Here is a 17,845-nt window from a genome sequence, read left to right as displayed (position 1 = left end):
TGTCTGCTTGAGCTTGCGAATACGGGATGCCCGTTACATACCGGGTTTCAGTGAAGACGCGAGGGATTTCTCATGCCCCGCGTCGCCGACCGGCATGATGGCAGGATGAGCGGAGGAAATACATTGACCGATCTGGCTCGCGGTATCCGCGCCTGGTGGATCATCGGCCTGCTCGCTGCCCTGTCTGCCATGGCCGGCATTTTTACCCTGCCGCCGATCGACCGCGACGAGAGCCGCTACGCCCAGGCCACCGCCCAGATGCTGGAGACCGGGAACTTCATCGAGATCAATTATCTCGACGAGCCGCGCAACAAGAAACCGGTCGGCATTCACTGGCTGCAGGCCGCCGCCGTGGCCCTCGTCTCCGACGCGGATGACCGCCAGATCTGGGCCTATCGCCTGCCCTCCGTGCTCGGCGCGATCCTCGCGGCCCTCGCCTGTTTCTGGGGAGGGCAGCGCCTGGTCGGACGCGAAGCGGCCTTTGCCGGTGCGGCCCTGTTTGCCACGACAGTCCTTCTGGGGATCGAGGGCGGCATCGCCAAGACCGATGCGATGCTGGTCGGCTGTACCACCCTGGCCATGGCGGCTCTGGCCAATGCCCGCGGCGCGACAAATCCGGGCTGGCGAACCGGCCTCCTGTTCTGGCTGAGCCTGGGCGCCGGCATCCTGATCAAGGGACCGGTCACGCCGATGGTGGTTGGCCTGACCGCGGTCACGCTGGTCATCTGGGAACGGCGGATCGCCTGGCTGAAGCCGGTGTTGGTCTGGTGGGGGCCGATCCTTGCTGCCCTCATAGTCACGCCCTGGCTGATCTCGATCCAGATCGCGACCGAGGGCGGTTTCCTGCGCGACGCGCTGGGCGATGACCTGGTGCCGAAGCTGGTTTCAGCCGACGAAAGACATGGGGGTCTTCCCGGGTATCATCTTCTGGTTCTTCCCCTGGTCTTCTTCCCCGCAACCCTGTTTCTCATTCCCGGCGCCGGGCGGATCGTCTCGGCCCTCCTAGGTGGTGACGACCGGATGGCAGGCGCGGCCCGTTTCCTGATCGCCTGGGCGATCCCGACCTGGCTCCTGTTCGAAATCCTGCCGACCAAGCTCCCGCACTATGTGCTGCCGATCTACCCCGCCCTAGCGCTGGCCGCCGGCTGGGGTCTGGTCGAGCTCGCCAAGGCCGCCCGCTGGCAACGCTGGGCGAGTTGGGGCCTGTATGCGATCGGAGCCGCCGTATTTGCGGTCTTCCTGCCCTATGTCTTCATCACCTATGGCAATAATGCCAGCTGGGATGCGATCCAGCTGCACGTTGCCGGTTTTGAGAGCGGTTTCCAGCTGGGGTTCGACATGGGTGCCATCTTCCGCGTCTTTGCCGGGCTCACCCTTTTCTTGCAGCTTGCTGTGGCAGCCCTAGCATCCGACCGGATGCGACCCGGCGTTCTGGCCCTTAGCTTCGCCGTGCTGTCCGGCTTTGGCTGGCATGTCGCGGCACGCAGCGGTGTATTCGCCGAGTCCTATGCCGTCCGCCTTGCAGACCAGGTTCGCGCGGCTCGGGCCTATTCCGAAACCATCACCGGCCTGTCGCCGGATGAGATCGTGACCGCCTCCAGCTTCACCGAGCCCAGCCTCGCCTTCTCGTTGGGGACGGACACGATGCTGGGAACAACCGAAGAGGTCCTGGCCTTTGCTGAAGGCCGGGATGAACCGACGATGGTAGTGCTGGACTTGTCGCGGGATGCGGAGTTGCGGTCCTATCTGACACACCCATCCACGCTTGCCTGGTCCGACATCCAACCATTGGCGGAGCGCTTCGCGGCCCTGCGGATATGTCACCGGACACTTGCAGCCGGTACGAATTATGCGCGCGGCACCAATACCGTCCTTGCCATTGCCTTTACGTATTGTGCCTCTGATAGCCTGCCGCAGAACCCGTTGACCAACGAGGACACCGCCAATGACCCGCAAGATTGAGATCGTTGAAGTCGGACCGCGCGACGGGTTGCAGAATGATCCGGCGATGATGTCGACGGATACCAAGATCGAGTTCGTCGAGCGTCTGATCGCGGCCGGGGTGCGGCGCATGGAGGCGGCGAGTTTTGTCCATCCCAAACTGGTGCCGGCGATGGCCGACAGCGATGCGGTCATGCAGCGCGTGCCGCGTCAGGACGGGGTGAAATATATCGGCCTGGCGCTCAATGAGCGCGGCATGCGGCGGGCGCTGGGAAATGGCTGCGACGAGGTCAATTACGTCATGGTCGCCTCGCCCGGCTTCGGTCTGAAAAACCAGAACGCCACGCCGGACCAGACCGCCGACCTGTTCGACCGTATCGCCATTCTCGCCCATGATGAGGGCGTACCGGTATCGGTGACGGTGTCGGTCGCCTTCGGTGATCCCTTTGACGGCGAGGTCGACCCCAAGGTCGTTGCCCGCCTTGCCGCCCGGGCCCGCGCCGCCGGCGCATCCGAGTTTGCCATGGGCGACACGATCGGCGTCGCTGACCCGTGGGCGGTCCGCCGTATGCTGGATCTTGTGCGCGCCGAAAGCGGTGACATGAAGATCCGCATGCACTTCCACAACACGCGCAATACCGCGATGGCCAATATCTACGCGGCGGTCGAGGCGGGGGTTGATGTCATCGATGCCTCGGTCGGCGGCATTGGCGGCTGCCCCTTCGCGCCGGCGGCGACCGGCAATGTGGCGACCGAGGACGTGGTCTACATGCTCGAGCGCGGCGGGTTCGAGACCGGGCTGGACCTGGACAAGTTGATTGAAACCGCGAAATGGCTGGAGAGCGACGGGTTGAAACACCCGGTCGACAGCGCCCTGTCTAGAGCGGGCGGGTTTCCGAAACCGGCGGATTAGCCGCTTCGGCTGCCGGAAGCGCGGTTCGATCGCGCCCGCCACGCTTCGACTCCATCCGGCGCAGCCTTGCGACGGCGCGTCGGCGTCGGAGCAGTGTGGCAATGCGCCCACGCAGATGTATCAAGGTCACACGCCCCCAGATCGCCGCAAAAATCGGAACGATCATCAGCATCGTAAACAGGCGCTCCAGCGCCCCTGGATAGTATTTCCAGAAATATTTGACGAAGCCGAGCGCCTTGTGGGTCTCAACGAAATAGGGGCTGGACTTGCTCGTACCCCCATAATGCAGGATCGAGGCGCGCGGCTCGAACCAGACCGTCCCGCCGCATTCACGAACCTTGCGACAAATGTCGATATCCTCGACGTGCAGGAAATACCGCTCGTCAAAGCCACCCATCTGCAGGAAAGCCCGACGCGGCATCATCATCGCTGCGCCCGACACAACCGGCACGGACGCGAGTTCGGTCGGCAGGTCGTCATGCTCGAAGTGCAGGCTTTTCACGAATGGCAGCAAGCGATCGAGCCCAAGGAACGTCACCATCGCCGAGCGCGGTGTCAACTCACCGCGACGCCCGCCGCGCTGCTCTGTGCCGTCTGAATTGACGATCCGCGCGCCAATCACCCAGACCGTGTCGCCGAGCTGTTTGGCGGAAGCCTTGAGTCGGCTGGCAACCCCTTTGGCGAGCACCGCGTCAGGATTGAGAAAGAGGACCAGATCGCCACTGGCGCGCTGCGCGCCGATATTGCAGCCGCGGGCAAACCCGTAATTGGCGCCGGTCTCGACCAAAACAAAGTCGTCCCGGTCAGCCGCCATGGCCCGCAATGATTGGATCAGCTCGGGTGGATTGCCATGATTGACGAGCACGAATTCGTCCACGCCAGGCGCCGCCAGTATAGACTCAACGGCCTCCACAAGATGCGGCCCGGTCTGCCAGGAGACCGTAACCACGGACAGGCGCGGTTCCGCTATCGCGGGCGATGTCTCGCCGCGAGAAAGAACACGCTCGTTGCTGCCAACGCCAATGTCCCTTGGTGCCATTCTTGCCAGACCCCATAGGAGAAAACGATCAAGGACACATAGACCACAGTAATCCAAGCCACAGCAATCGCCTGCAACCGTGACAGCTGCGGCGCAGCGGCGATCCGTCCCCCCAAAGCGACAAGCACGCCAGCCAAAAGCGCGGCTCCGACCGCCCCGGTCTCGAGCCAGACATGCAGAGTGGCATTGTGTGGGTGCATCGGCAAGGCCTCGACATTATGCAAACTGCCGAGGGCAAAGACTTCAGCCTCGCCATTGAGCGGGCGAGAGGCGTCCAGACCGTAGCCGAACCAGGGCTGTTCGCGGATCAGGTCACCGGTATAGCTCCAGATCTGCAAGCGCCATTCGAACGAGGCCGGCAAGGCCGCCCGCCAACTGTCCGGCATCACATCGATCAATCCGGGCAGGATAAGCGGCAGGACAATGACAGCCCCGGCCAGCAAGCCGAACAAACAGGCCAGCATGGTGCGCGGCCACAAGGCGGTCAGACCGGCCGCAACCAGACCGAACACAAAGGCGACCGTGTTGACTTCGGTGTCGAAGCTGAAGGCGGCAATCGCGGCGAGCGCAAGAATGCCGACACCGATGGCCGGCCCGCCTTCCCGCCAAGTTATCAGCGCCGCCGGCATGCTCATGAGAAGCAACGGAACCGCGGCGTGACCGAGGCTGCGATTTACCAGGATTTCGACCCCGAACTCGCCATGCACCGCACCATTTTCCTCGGCAAGTTTGAACCCGCGGGTGGCGGCCCCGTCAAACAGGGTTTCCGACAGCAGGAAAAGCCCCAGCGCGATGACCCCGAACAGGAGCGCGGTCTCGGCCCGTCGACGCCAAGGTCCGTCCAATTGTCCGACGCGGACGGCGAACAGGATGTAGAGCGGCACGCCCAGACCGGTCCGCCACAATTGGCGGGCATCATCATGCGGGGACCAGGAAAAGCTCACCAACGCCCACGCCAGGAGCACGCCCACGCCGAACAAGGCCCAGGGCGGGCGCTCGGGACGCCAGAACCGGCCATGAACCGGAAAGGCGAAGACCGCGAGCAGCGACACCCAGGGAGCAATCATCAGACTGCCCGCCACGCCGAAGGGAAAGGCGAAGGCAAAAGCCAGAAGCCCTGCCCAGCCTGCCCGGGTGTCGCCGCGCTGCATCGCCTTCCCTACGGTCTAGGCGCGCTTGAGGTCGGGCGCCTTGGCGTCCTCGCTCAAACGGGCAATGGCGTCGGACAGCGGCAGGACTTCCTGCTTGTTGCCGCCTTCTCCAAGGAAGCGCAGGGCCAGCGTGCCCTCTTCGGCTTCCTTGCGGCCAACAACGGCGATCACCGGCACCTTGCCGACCGAATGTTCGCGGACCTTGTAGTTGATCTTTTCATTACGCAGATCGGTTTCGGCGTGCAGGCCCGCCTTGACCATCGCCGCCTTGACCTCTTCGGCGTAGGCGTCTGCGTCCGAGGTGATCGTCGCGATCACGACCTGACGCGGCGCCAGCCAGAGGGGCAGCTTGCCGGCATAGCTCTCGATCAGCACACCCAGGAAACGCTCCAGCGAGCCCAGAATGGCCCGGTGCAGCATGACCGGGCGATGTTTCTCGCTGTCATCACCGATAAAGCTGGCATCGAGCCGTTCCGGCAGGTTGAAGTCGCACTGGATCGTGCCCGTCTGCCATTCGCGACCGATCGCATCCTTGACCACAAAGTCCAACTTGGGACCGTAAAAGGCGCCGTCACCGGGATTGTATTCGTAATCGAGACCGGAGGCTTCTGCCGCGGCCTTCAATGAGGCCTCCGCCTGATCCCAGACCTCGTCCGAACCAACCCGCTGTTCGGGGCGATCGGAGAATTTGATCCGCGGCTCTTCAAAGCCGAAATCGGCATAGACGGATTTCAGCAACTCACAGAAATCGCTGACTTCAGCCGTGATCTGGTCGCTGGTGCAGAAGATGTGGGCATCGTCCTGCACAAAGCCGCGCACCCGCATCAGACCATGCAGCGATCCGGACGGCTCATAGCGGTGACACGAGCCGAATTCGGCCATGCGCAGCGGCAGGTCGCGATAGGATTTCTGGCCCTGGTTGAACACCTGAACATGACACGGGCAGTTCATCGGCTTCACGGCCAGGACTTTCTCTTCCTGGTCGATCGAGGAGATGAACATGTTCTCGCGATATTTGTCCCAGTGGCCGGAAGCCTCCCAGAATTTGCGGTCCATCAGCTGCGGCGTGCGGATCTCGACATAGCCGGCGGCGTCGAGGCGGCGACGCATATAATTCATCACCGTGCGATAGAGGCGCCAGCCATTGGGATGCCAGAAAACCTGGCCCTGGGCCTCTTCCTGGAAATGGAAGAGTTCCATCTGCTTGCCGAGACGGCGGTGATCGCGCTTTTCGGCCTCTTCGAGGCGATGCAGGTGCGCCTTGAGCTGCTTCTCGTCGGCCCAGGCCGTGCCGTAAATGCGCTGCAGCATGGCGTTGCGATGATCGCCGCGCCAATAGGCACCGGCCACCTTCATCAGCTTGAACGCCTTGCCGATCTTGCCCGTCGACGGCAGGTGCGGCCCGAGGCAGAGATCAAACCATTCGCCCTGGCGATAGATCGTGATCGTCTCGTCTTCCGGCAGATCGCGGATCAGCTCGGCCTTGTAGGTCTCACCCATGGATTCGAATTTCGCGATGGCGTCATTGCGGTCCCAGACTTCACGCTCGAACGGCAGGTCGGCATCGACGATCTCGCCCATGCGCTTTTCGATCGCCTCGAAATCTTCCGGCGTGAAGGGTTCGCTGCGGGCGAAGTCGTAATAGAAGCCATCCTCGATGGCCGGGCCGATCGTGACTTGCGTGCCGGGGAAAAGATCCTGCACGGCCTGGGCGAGAATGTGGGCGGTGTCGTGGCGGATCACCTCGAGCGCCTTGTCATCCTTGCGGGTGATGATGGCCACTTGGGCATCGCCCTCGAGCGGGCGTTTCAGGTCCCAGTCCTGACCATCGACCTGGGCGATGATGGCCGCCTTGGCGAGGGATTTGGAAATATCCTCGGCGAGGTCCAGCGGGGAGGCGCCATCCGGCAATTCGCGTTTGGATCCGTCGGGAAGCGTCACATTGATCATTGTCACATGTCCTTGTCGTCGGCGCGGTCCGCCGGCGGAAGCCTGTCATCCATCACACGACCCGGTTTCGATCTGAATCGCCAGACCGCCCACCAGGGCGCTTCGTTGCGTTCGCGCGGCGCCGGATCGACACCGAAAGTGCCGCCGGGCCGGCATCGGCCCAGCCGCCCCAGCGTCAACCAACCACCGCGCCAGGGTCCCTGGGCGCGGATCGCGTCCATGGAATAATGCGAGCAGGTCGGTTCATGCCGGCAGCGGATGCCGAGGGCATAGAAGACCGGAGACAGGCTGAGCTGATAGGCACGAAGCCCGATCAGCATGATGCCGGCAACCGGGCCGTTGAGCCCCCATCTCCGTTCGCGTGAACGCATATGGAATCAAGCCTTTTAACGTCGCGGTGCGCGCTGTCCACCATGGACATGAAGCGCGCTTCGCGGACCGCAGTAAAGTTACGGGGTGAGGTCTGTTTGCTTGCGGACCGTCCACCGCCCCCTGCCGGCGCGGCAGGTGCGGACGGCCCTAGCCAGTCAGCGGAGTGGTTTGTGGCGTGGCAGCGCGGCCGCGGGTCGCGGTCGCGGCGGCATCAACAACCGCTTCAAACGCCAGCATCACCGACTGGTGGCGGGCCGGATAGGCGCGCGCGCTTTCCAGCAGGGCCAGCTCGGCAAAGCGGCCACGAGGCGCTGGCTTGCCCTCTTTCAGCATCGCCCGAAGCTGGTCACGGGCCATCACGAGATCCTTGTGCGAGGCCCCGATCACATGGCGACCGAGAATGGCCGCCGAAGCCTGCCCGAGCGCACAGGCTTTCACCCGCAGGGCCAGATCCCCGACCCGGTTGCCGGCCATGGCGATATCGACCTCGATCTCCGATCCGCACAGGCGCGACACCTTGCGCGCAGACGCGTGCGGCCGGGCGAGACGCCCGATGCGCGGAATATCCGCAGCCAGCCGCAAGACGGCATTGGAGTAGAGATCATCACTCATGTCAGGGATAATTTAGGGAGAAATGCGGCGGCGCGCCAGTGGGTGCGATCCTGCGCCTCAATCCGCCTCGTAATCATCCTCGTCGAGATAGGTCGGCTCGGTGCGACCGAGCACTTCGGGGATGTCACCGAAGGGCTCATCGCCCTCGTCCGGTTCCGGTTCCCAGACATCATCCAGCTCGATCGACCAGAAGCCTTCCGCCTGGGCGGCGCCTTCGGCCAGACGGCCGGCCGCGTCCGCATCCGCAGCGACGACGCCGTAGGTGACGAAGCAATCACCCACGGCATCCTCGACCTGCAGGAGCACATTGAAGCCTTTAAGTGCCATCGTCCTAGTCCAGCTTGCGCCAGGTCGAGCCTTCCGGCCCGTCATCGACCTGGACCTTGAGCGCGTTGAGCTCGTCACGGACCGCATCCGCCGTCGCCCAATCCTTGCCTTCCCGTGCCGTCTGGCGACGGATGATGAGGTCGTCGATCTTCGCCCGTTCGGCCGGATCGAGATCGGTCAGGCCGAACCAGGCATCGGGATCCGACTGGCCCAGGCCCAGCAAGCTGGCCGCAGCCAGCAGCTCGCCCTTGGCCCGCGCCTTTTCAACATCGCTGACCGCCTTGTTGGCATTGCCGGCGAGCTGGAACAGCTCGGACAGGGCCTTGGGCGTGTTGAGATCGTCATGCAGCGCCTCCAGGAAGGCTGCTGGCACATCACCCGGTGTCGCCTCGACATCGCCGAGGCGGCGCAGCACGCCATAGATGCGGTCCAGCGACCGCCGTGTCTTGGCCAGCAGGTCTGCCGTCCAGGTCAGCGGTGCCCGGTAATGCGCGGTCAGCAGGGCATAGCGCAGCACTTCACCGGGATGATCCTTGATCAGCTCATGCACGAGTTGAACATTGCCCAGAGATTTCGACATCTTGTCTGTGCCCATGGTCAAAAAACCATTGTGCAGCCAGTAATTGGCCATCGGTGCCCCCTTGTGGGCGCAGACCGACTGGGCGATCTCGTTCTCATGGTGCGGGAAGACCAGATCGGTGCCGCCGCCATGAATGTCGATGGTCTTGCCGAGATGCTTTTCGCTCATGGCCGAGCATTCCAGATGCCAGCCCGGACGACCGCGACCCCACGGACTGTCCCAACCGGGCTCGTCATCCTTGGCCGGCTTCCACAACACAAAATCAGCCGGATTGCGCTTGTAGCTGGCCACTTCGACCCGCGCCCCGGCGATCATGTCGTCGAGATCGCGATTGGAGAGACGGCCGTATTTTTCATACGAAGCGACATCGAACAGGACATGGCCATCCGCCTCATAGGCATGACCGCCATAGACCAGATTCTGCACCATGCCGATCATCTCCGGGATGTGATCGGTGGCATGCGGTTCGATGGTCGGCAGGGTGACACCCAGCGCGCCCATATCGGCCCGGTAGATGTCGGCATAATGGGTGGTGATGTCCTCGATCGGCTTGCCGCTTTCGCGCGCCGTTTCGATAATCTTGTCATCCACATCGGTGATGTTGCGGGCATAGATCACCTGGTCGGCGCCGTAGAGACGACGCAGGACGCGGAACAGCGTGTCGAAGACGACCGCCGGACGGGCATTGCCGATATGGGCGTAGGAATAGACGGTCGGTCCGCAGACATACATCGTCACCCGGCCTGGATCGGTCGGTTCGAAGTCGCGCTTGCGGCGCGCCATCGTGTCGAAAAGGGTGAGCGAAGTCATGGGGAAACCCGTCTTTGATTGGGATTGATACTGAAATATTCCACACCGTGTGCGGCACAATCATTGGAAACCGCGCGCAGAGCGCCTAAATAACCGCAAGTGCGCAAGCACGAAAGCAGAGGATAACAGGTGCAACAGCTGCAAGGCTGTTATCTGCATCCTCGATCCGGAAACCGGCACTACGGTTTGGACGTATACGCCGAACCGACCCGAGAACGAAAGGATCCATGAGGATGGACGCCGTGACCCCTGACGCTGCCCGTTTGGCAGCCGCTATCAAATCCAAGCCGAGCCGCGAAGAGGCGGAAGCCGCTGTTCGCACCCTGATCTCTTGGGCCGGCGATGATCCGGACCGTGAAGGCCTGCTCGACACGCCCAAGCGCGTGGTCAAAGCCTATGAGGAATGGTTCTCGGGCTATGGCGCCGATCCGCTCAAGGCGCTCGGCAAGACTTTCGAGGACGTGCAGGGCTATGACGACATGGTCATGCTGACCAATATCGACGTCGAGAGCCATTGCGAACACCATCTCGCCCCGATCATGGGCGTGGCCCATGTCGCCTACCTGCCGTCAAAGGCCGTGGTCGGCATCTCCAAGATTGCCCGCGTCGTCGAGATTTTCTCCAAGCGCATGCAGACGCAGGAGACCATGACCGCCCAGATCGCCGACGCCCTGACCGAGGCGATGGAACCGCGCGGCGTTGCCGTGCTGGTCGATGCCAAGCACCAGTGCATGACCACACGCGGCGTGCACCATCCCAATGTCTCGACCATCACCACCACCTTCACCGGCGAATTCCGCAATGACCGCGATCTCAAGGACCGTTTCATGCGCCTGCTTGAGCGCGCCTAGACATCTTTGAAGACGACACCGAACGAGCCCCGAAGCGATGCTTCGGGGCTTTTTTGTGCGAATTCGAAATAGTAGGAATGATATCAGTCAGTCATCACGACCATCATACGCGGAATGTGAAGACTTTATAACGAATTCAGCGCGAGGTCTGGATTCCATCACTCAGTCTGATACGCCTTCATCTCATGCGCTTTATTGACGCGATACTGCGAAATCCGAAAATTCTGATCGAAGAAAGGGATGTGCAACATGCAAAATATTGTCATCACAACCTTCGCGTCTGCCGTGTTGGCCGTCGCGATGGCATCTCCCTCACTAAGCCAGGAGCCAGACATGACCGACGCCCAAGCCCCGGAACAGTTCGAACTGACCGATCAACACGTGACCGCCTTCATTCACGCCGCGACCGGCATCAATGCCGTCGTTGAGGATCTCGGCCCGCAGATCGAGGCGGCCGAGACCGAGGACACACGCCAGCAGCTCCAGATGCAGGCCCAGGCCCAGATGGCCGAGATTGTCACGGATGCCGGCCTGACGGTCGTCCAGTATAATTCGATCGCCAACGCGGCGCAGAGCGATGAGGACATTGCCAACCGCATCCGCATGACCGCTGAAGCGATGGACACGCAGCAATAGCGTTCCAACACGACAAGAAATGGGGCCGCACCGTGATCCACGCTGCGGCCCTCTCTTTTTTGCCGAAGCCCCGTGATCAGGCGGCTTCAAGCAGGCCTTCAGCCTTCAAGGCTGCCTGAACTGCCGGACGGGCGGCCACGCGCGCCTGGTAGGCTGCCAGTCTCGGCTGGTCCGCCAGACCGATCTTGGTCGGACCGGTCCAATTGGCCAGGGTGAAGAGATAGGCGTCGGCAATCGAGAAGTCGGCGCCCGTCAGATAGTCGCGGCCATCGGCCAGGGTCGCCTCGATCATGTCGAGGCGCGACTTCACCTTGGTGATCGCAGCCTGCTTGGCCTCATCGCTGGTGTCCGGTGAAAACAGCGGGCCGAAGCTCTTGTGCAATTCCGATGACAGGAAAGTCAGCCATTCATTGACGCGGGCCCGCGCCGGTGTGCCGGCGGCCGGCGCCAGACCGGCTTCGGGATGGCTGTCGGCGATGTGCTGGACGATCGCCGCGCCTTCGGTCAGCGGCAGGGCTTCACCGATATCAAGCGCCGGGACATAACCTTTCGGATTGACGTCCCGGAAGCGAGCACCGCTGGCGACGATCTTGCCGCTGGCCAGATCGACCCGCTCGAGTTCAACCGGCACACCGGCCTCGCGCAGCGCGATATGGGGGGAGAGCGAGCAGGCGCCGGGGGAGAAATAGAGTTTCATCAGACATGTCCTTTGCTGGTGATGAAGGGGAAGGTCAGACAGCGGCAGGGGTCACTGCCGGTGTGGTGAGATCGGCCATCAGGTCGGAGACCCGGCGATGCTTGAGAAGCGGCGCGCCCTGCCCGGCATAGAGCGAGGCGAAGTCCTCATCGCCGGCAGCCAGGGCGGCGCGTTTGAGATGGCCGAGGAACCAGGCCTGGACAGGAAAGGGCGGCAGCTGGCCGGCCCGCTTGTCCATCTCGGCGATGACCCGGTTGGGAATGCCGCGCGCCAACCGGCCGGTATAGGCGCGGGTGAGCACTGTGTGGCGCGCCCGGTCGGTGAAGAGGACATCGCGGTGGGCATCATTGGTGCCGGACTCGGCACAGGCAAGAAAAGCCGTCCCGAGCTGGGCGGCGCCCGCGCCAAGCGCCATCGCCCCCTCGATCCCGACCCGGTCCGCAATGCCGCCGGCGGCGATCACCGGACGTTTGATCCGGCTCGCGATCTGGCGGGTCAGCGGCAGCGTGCCGATCAGATTCTTTTCGGCCGGCTCAAGGAAAGCGGGTCGGTGACCACCGGCCTCAAAACCCGTCGCCAGGATCAGGTCGACGCCGGCCGCATCAAGCGCTTCGGCTTCCGCCAGCGTCGTCGCGGCGCCGAGCGTGACAATATCGCGCTGCCGGCAAGCCTCCAGGATGGCGCGATCGGGAATGCCGAACACGAAGGAGAAGACACGCGGCCGGGCTTCCAGCACGGCATCGATCTGCTCGGTGAATCTTGGATGATAACGCGGCTGTGGCTCCGGCCGTTCAAGACCGTATTCGGCGAAGAAAGGCTGGTAGATCTGCCAGACCGCTTCGAAGGCCTCGCTGGAAAACGGATCACCACCCGGATCATGATCCGAGATCCACAGATTGAGGGCGACAGGACCGTCCGTCGCGGCGCGCAAGCGGGCGGCCAAGGCCGCAATCCCGTCGGGTTCCAGATAATGGGCACCAAAGGAACCGAGGCCGCCGGCATCGGTGACCGCGGCTGCCAGTTCAACCGTCGACAAGCCGCCGCCGAATGGTCCCTGGATGATCGGGTGGCGCAGACCGATACGCTGCTGGATGTCCGTCTGGGGCACGGGATTGTCCTCCTGTCCGTTGCCATCGACGGCACAGGTGGGGCGCCTGCTTACGAATTGTAACCTTGTCGCTTTCGGTAATCCTGATTTTGTACTATCCCGGTGGTAAGCCGCTTACCGGGAACTCAGCATGCTCAAACGCCGCCGCAACCAGGCACCGCCCCTTGATGACGGCACGCACTGCCCGGTCGATGAATGCATGAAACTGCTCGGCGGCAGCTGGACGCCCTACATCATCTGGCATTTATCCGCTGGTCCACGCCGCTTCTCCGAGCTGGAGAGCGATATCCCGCCGATCTCGGCGAAAGTCCTGTCGACCCGGCTCAAGGAGTTGTGCACGAAGGGCGTGGTGATCCGCACCGTACAACCGACCTCACCGCCCAGTGTCGATTACACACTCAGCGAACTCGGCCGCGAACTGCTGCCGGTAATCACGGCCATCGTTGATGTCGGCACCCGCCTGAAACGCACAGCGGGTGCCTGCCCGGACTGAGCTTGCCGCTTAGCTGACGCGCTCAGCCGCGGCGACATCACCGCCTTCTGCAGGACGAATGCGCCAGGCGCTTTCAACGGCGGCCCGGTAGTCGCGCGTGAGGATGTCGCTGACCTTGATGAACTCGGCGTCCGCGGCGTCCCGGGTCAGGGTCAGGCGGATATAGCCATGGTCTTCCATATTGCAGTGGCCGACATCAGGATTGGCGTCGATCATCATCTGCCCGTAATCCACCCCCGGCGCCTTGAAGCCGGAGAAGGGTGACGGGCTGGTCACGGACGCTCCGACCAGCTCGGTCCCGATCCGATTGCCGTCGCCATCGACCAGATCATTGGCCCAGAAGGAATGCACATCACCGGTGATGGTGATGATATCGGCCTCGGCCGCGCGCAGGGCCGCGTAAAGACGGTCTCGCTCGGCTGAATATCCGTCCCACATGTCGAGATTGAACGGGATGCCGAAACGGGTCCGCATGATGAATTGACGGGCAAATTCGCTGTCCCGCGTCGCCCACCAACGCAACCAGCCCGGCATCTCAGTCGCAAAATTGGGGAAGTTGACCCGCGCCATGATGACCTGGTTGGCCAGGATGCGCCACGGCTTGCCGGCCGCCTTCGAGGCGGCACAGGCCGCACCGATATCAGCGATCTGGTCGGCCCCGAGCAGGGTGCGGTCTTCGGCGCCGACAACATCGCGCTTCCAGGCGGCGACGGCTTCAAGATTGGCCGGATCGGTATCGTCGGCGTCGGACGGGATCGGGAAAGTGTCGAGACCGATTTCCTGATCGCGGGCGGTCAGGCGGCTTTCCAGCAGGCAGAGCGTCGCCAGATCGCCGATTTCATACGTGCCGCGATGTTCGCGCAAATCGTCGGCGGGCTCGCGAGCGGGCTGCCAGTCATACCAGGCGCGCAGGGCGGCGTTGCGGCGATCTTCCCAGCTGCCCTCACCCTCATTGTGGTTCTGGGCACCCTCGCGCCAGGAGTTGTTGGCGGTCTCGTGATCATCCCAGCTGATGATCCAGGGCGCGGCCGCGTGCAGCGCCTGCAAATCCGGGTCGGATTTGTACTGGGCGTGACGGCCGACATAATCCTCATAGGAAACGATTTCATGCGCCGGAACCGGCACCCGGTTCATGGCGTCGGAATTCTCGGTGGCGTATTGGCCCGGCGCGTATTCATAGAGATAGTCGCCAAGGTGGACGACGAGATCGAGTTCGCCATTCTCGGCGGCTTCCCGATAGACGTTGAAATGCCCGGCGGGGAAATTGGAACAGGAGAAAACGCCAATCCGGTATTGATCGAGCGCGCCTTCCGGCAAGGTGCGCGTCACGCCGACCGGCGAGTATTGGTCGTTGAGGCGGAAACGGTAGAAATAGGAGGTGCCCGGCTCGAGCCCCGTCGCGAGAATTTTCAACGTGCCCAGCGGCTGCATCATCACATAGGTGATCGCGTCGCCCTGCTCGAAAACAATGTCGGTGAAAGCCTCATCCCGCGCCACTTCAACGCCGCGATACCCGCCGCCATCATTGGTGAGGGCCGTCCACAACATCACGCTGGACTGATCGGGATCGCCCGACGCCACGCCATGATTGAAATGACCGTTTTCGACCGGTTGGAAAACATCCGGGGACTGCGAGCAGGCAGACACAGCGAGGCCGGCGCCCGCAGCCCCGATCAGGGCGGTCCGGCGTGTCAGATTGGTCTTGGTCATGATGTTTCCCCTCACCCATGTAACGCACGACAACGCTTGTGCGCGTTCATCGCCATCCTGCCTAGCGTGTTTTCATGATGGTTTCACTATGGACTTGAACGACGTAGGCGCGGCGGACATCAAAGTCCACCGCGCCCTGCCCTCACCCAGCCCGGGTCAGTGCTCTCGGTTCAGGTCCTAAAAATCGGCCCCGATGCGGACGCCCCAAAGCAGCGGGGCGCCAGCGATGTAGGTTGGCATGCCGAAGGACCCACCGGTATTGCCGGCGTCAATCAGATAGGCCTCGTCGGTCAGGTTCGAACCGTAGATCTCGGCATGATAACGCGCGTCGGCACTTTCATAACGCAGGCGGGCATTGAGCAGGCCATAGGCCTCCTGCTGCAGCACACCCCCGAAGCGGTTATTATTGTTGTCGAAGTAAATCTTCGACTGCCAGGACCAGGTCGGCAGGAAGCTGACCGAACCCCAACCGCCCGACACGACGTCCCAGTTCAGACCGAATGCCAGCGCGTGTTCCGGTGCATAGCGGAAGCGGTTTCCGGCCAGCTCCAACGCATTGCCGGCGCTGTCCGTGTCGTCGAACGTCGCCATGTTGTAGGCGTAGCTGACAAACAGGTTGGCCGTGTCCGCCAGATCGAAATCACCCTGCAATTCGAGACCGTATTGCGTGGCATTGCCGGCATTATCGGTGACGAAGGAGATCGTGTTGGGGTCAAACCGCGTAGTCTGGAAGTTCTCGTATTCGGAGTAGAAGACCGAGCCGGACACGGTGCCACGATCAAAGGTGATGAAGGCCCCGGCCTCGATCGAGTCGACGATTTCCGCCGGCGCTTCGGAGAAATAGCTCGGCGAGTTGGTGTCGACCGAAATCACGTCCGGACGACGACCACGGGCATAGCTGGCCCAGGTGTTGATCCGGTCGGTCAGGGCATAGGACGCTGCGAAACGCCAGGTGAAGTCATCAAAATCACCGGACTGGCTCACTTCAGCACCGTTCGGCGTATAGGGCGTGATGAGCGTATCGCCGAAGGTCACAAAATTCGGGCCTGCCAACGGGCGACCATAGCCGGCCGAGGTCTTGTCTTCGGCCGTATAACGCAGACCGGCGGTCAGGGTCAGACGATCCGTCACCGCGTAGGAGGCGTCAGCGAAAACATCCCACGACGTTGTCTCGGCGCTGTTTGATCCCTCTTCCAGGTAGAAGTCCCGCAGCGGGATCAACTGACCCAGGGTCAGCAGGCCGGCCACCGAATAGGGGAAGGGATCGAGCGGGTTGTCGAGATCAACGCCCGGGAAGCCATTGAGTGCCAGAAGGCCTTCCAGCTGTTCCACTGTCGCGCCGAAACCGGCCGCCAGGGTCGGGGCGAGCATGGCTTGCGCGATGCGCTCATCAAGACCGATCGGAATGCGCTGCTCGCCTTCTTCGGTGAAGTAAAGCGCGCCGAGTGAGCCCGTCAGGCGACCACCATTATCGTAGGACAGGCGGAATTCCTGGCTGAACTGCTCACCGGTCGCGTCTTCGGCGATGGTCAGGAATGGCAGCGCCGTGCCGTCCGGATCGAAAATCTCGACCGAGGTGAAGTCACGCCAGCCACTTATGGAGCTGAGTGTCCAGGCATCGTTGAGCGCGTAATCGGCCAACAAGGTCACACCGCGCACTTCGCGGTCGAGACCGAGCGGGGCGCCGCCTTCAAAGCCGCCGAACGTATTCAATGCCGCCGGGGTGAAAGGGTTGGTGTCGCCACCCGGTGCCGGGATGGTGCCGGATTTGAAGGAGGTGCCCGGAGGCGTGTCCTGCTGGTAATTGGCGATCAGGTCGAAGGAGAAAGCCTCGGTCGGCGCTCCCGAGAACACCATGCGCATGGCCTGGGTGTCGCGACCCTGCAGGCCCTCACCGCCGAGCGCATTGTCGATATAGCCGTCGCGCTCACGGCTGACGGCGGCGAAGCGCAGGCCGTAATTTTCGCTCAAGGCGAAATTGACATGGCCGCGCGCTTCAAGCTGGCCTTCATTGCCGGCGCCGACTTCCACCGAGGCGGAGTATTCATCATCGGCCTTGTTCTGGATGATGTTGATGCCGCCGATCAGGGCGCCGCGCCCGAACAGGGTCGGCTGCGGCCCTTTGGCGACTTCGACGCGCTCGATGTCGAACAATTCGACATAGGAGCCGCGCGAACGGGTGATCGAGACACCGTCCTGGAACACGGCAACGCGGGTTTCTGACGTCGCTTCGCCGCTGTCCGTGGTGATGCCGCGGATCGAGTAGCCGGTATTGTTCGGGCTTTGCTCCTGAACAACGAGGCCCGGGGTGAAGGCGGCGAGATCTTCGAAATCGGCAATGTCGAGGTCTTCCAGACGCTCGGCGTCAAACGCGGTGACATTGATCGGCACGTCGGCCAGCGATTGTTCGCGGAACTGGGTGGTCACACGGATGACATCGACGGTCTCGTCGGCTGTGTCCTGGGCCAGGGCTGTCGGCGCAGCGACGGCCGTCAGGGAGATGGCGGCCGCCGCCAAAAGACGAGACTTCAATGTCATGGTACGATCCTCATACACGCGCAGCCCCCTCGACTGCGCTTGGTCCGGCGTGCTTATGCGCTGGTCATGACGCTTTGCCCACAGCGCTGTGACAGCTAGATGACGCACTGCAGCAAT

At 62.7% G+C, this 17,845-nt stretch carries 16 protein-coding genes; 5 read left to right on the top strand and 11 right to left on the bottom strand.

From position 1 onward, the window contains the following. The first annotated feature begins 123 nt into the window (after window positions 1-123). Entirely contained in the window at window positions 124-1,962 is a 1,839-nt protein-coding gene (locus AWH62_RS14595) for a glycosyltransferase family 39 protein (protein WP_158025640.1), read from the top strand. Then, window positions 1,946-2,854: a hydroxymethylglutaryl-CoA lyase gene (locus tag AWH62_RS14590; RefSeq protein WP_075191244.1), complete on the top strand. Its 909-nt coding sequence runs from the start codon at window positions 1,946-1,948 to the stop codon at window positions 2,852-2,854. The genes AWH62_RS14595 and AWH62_RS14590 overlap by 17 nt, the downstream gene beginning before the upstream one ends. Here AWH62_RS14590 and AWH62_RS14585 read toward each other — a convergent pair. The 7 genes from AWH62_RS14585 to cysS all read right to left on the bottom strand — a co-directional run bounded on the left by AWH62_RS14585 (window position 2,820) and on the right by cysS (window position 9,695). Further along, window positions 2,820-3,803, bottom strand: a complete 984-nt coding sequence (locus tag AWH62_RS14585; RefSeq protein ID WP_158025639.1) for a glycosyltransferase family 2 protein — start codon at window positions 3,801-3,803, stop codon at window positions 2,820-2,822. The two genes, AWH62_RS14590 and AWH62_RS14585, sit on opposite strands and share 35 nt — an antisense overlap. Before the next feature lie 17 nt (window positions 3,804-3,820). Continuing rightward, complete coding sequence (locus AWH62_RS14580; protein ID WP_075191242.1) at window positions 3,821-5,044, bottom strand: O-antigen ligase; 1,224 nt, start codon at window positions 5,042-5,044, stop codon at window positions 3,821-3,823. Window positions 5,045-5,059: 15 nt separating this feature from the next. Continuing rightward, window positions 5,060-6,994, bottom strand: a complete 1,935-nt coding sequence (gene thrS, locus AWH62_RS14575; protein ID WP_075191241.1) for a threonine--tRNA ligase — start codon at window positions 6,992-6,994, stop codon at window positions 5,060-5,062. 2 nt (window positions 6,995-6,996) lie between these two features. Beyond that, entirely contained in the window at window positions 6,997-7,365 is a 369-nt protein-coding gene (gene yidD / locus AWH62_RS14570) for a membrane protein insertion efficiency factor YidD (RefSeq protein WP_075191240.1), read from the bottom strand. Window positions 7,366-7,513: 148 nt separating this feature from the next. Beyond that, complete coding sequence (locus AWH62_RS14565; RefSeq protein ID WP_075191239.1) at window positions 7,514-7,978, bottom strand: iron-sulfur cluster assembly scaffold protein; 465 nt, start codon at window positions 7,976-7,978, stop codon at window positions 7,514-7,516. A 57-nt stretch (window positions 7,979-8,035) separates the two neighbouring features. Beyond that, on the bottom strand, window positions 8,036-8,305 hold the full coding sequence (locus AWH62_RS14560; RefSeq protein WP_075191238.1) for a hypothetical protein: 270 nt from the start codon (window positions 8,303-8,305) through the stop codon (window positions 8,036-8,038). A gap of 4 nt (window positions 8,306-8,309) precedes the next feature. Further along, complete coding sequence (cysS, locus tag AWH62_RS14555) at window positions 8,310-9,695, bottom strand: cysteine--tRNA ligase (protein ID WP_075191237.1); 1,386 nt, start codon at window positions 9,693-9,695, stop codon at window positions 8,310-8,312. A gap of 233 nt (window positions 9,696-9,928) precedes the next feature. On the opposite strand from cysS, the gene folE reads away from it, so the two are divergent. Both folE and AWH62_RS14545 read left to right on the top strand, forming a co-directional pair. Continuing rightward, window positions 9,929-10,546 (top strand): GTP cyclohydrolase I FolE, encoded by a 618-nt coding sequence (gene folE, locus AWH62_RS14550; protein WP_075191236.1) that lies wholly within the window; start codon window positions 9,929-9,931, stop codon window positions 10,544-10,546. Window positions 10,547-10,879: 333 nt separating this feature from the next. Further along, on the top strand, window positions 10,880-11,182 hold the full coding sequence (locus AWH62_RS14545) for a DUF4168 domain-containing protein (protein ID WP_075191235.1): 303 nt from the start codon (window positions 10,880-10,882) through the stop codon (window positions 11,180-11,182). A gap of 76 nt (window positions 11,183-11,258) precedes the next feature. Here AWH62_RS14545 and gstA read toward each other — a convergent pair whose 3' ends face one another. Beyond that, window positions 11,259-11,879, bottom strand: a complete 621-nt coding sequence (gstA, locus tag AWH62_RS14540; protein WP_075191234.1) for a glutathione transferase GstA — start codon at window positions 11,877-11,879, stop codon at window positions 11,259-11,261. A gap of 34 nt (window positions 11,880-11,913) precedes the next feature. Beyond that, entirely contained in the window at window positions 11,914-12,987 is a 1,074-nt protein-coding gene (locus AWH62_RS14535; RefSeq protein ID WP_075191233.1) for a nitronate monooxygenase family protein, read from the bottom strand. A 130-nt stretch (window positions 12,988-13,117) separates the two neighbouring features. On the opposite strand from AWH62_RS14535, the gene AWH62_RS14530 reads away from it, so the two are divergent. After that, complete coding sequence (locus tag AWH62_RS14530; protein ID WP_075191232.1) at window positions 13,118-13,480, top strand: helix-turn-helix domain-containing protein; 363 nt, start codon at window positions 13,118-13,120, stop codon at window positions 13,478-13,480. 9 nt (window positions 13,481-13,489) lie between these two features. Here AWH62_RS14530 and AWH62_RS14525 read toward each other — a convergent pair whose 3' ends face one another. Next, on the bottom strand, window positions 13,490-15,190 hold the full coding sequence (locus AWH62_RS14525) for an alkaline phosphatase (RefSeq protein ID WP_075191231.1): 1,701 nt from the start codon (window positions 15,188-15,190) through the stop codon (window positions 13,490-13,492). A 177-nt stretch (window positions 15,191-15,367) separates the two neighbouring features. Then, window positions 15,368-17,728, bottom strand: a complete 2,361-nt coding sequence (locus AWH62_RS14520) for a TonB-dependent receptor (RefSeq protein ID WP_083635229.1) — start codon at window positions 17,726-17,728, stop codon at window positions 15,368-15,370. Window positions 17,729-17,845: the final 117 nt, after the last annotated feature.

Origin of the sequence: Maricaulis sp. W15 (assembly GCF_001924955.1) — a bacterium.
GTDB classification, from domain to species: domain Bacteria; phylum Pseudomonadota; class Alphaproteobacteria; order Caulobacterales; family Maricaulaceae; genus Maricaulis; species Maricaulis maris.
This window is presented reverse-complemented; position numbering and strand designations above follow the sequence as displayed.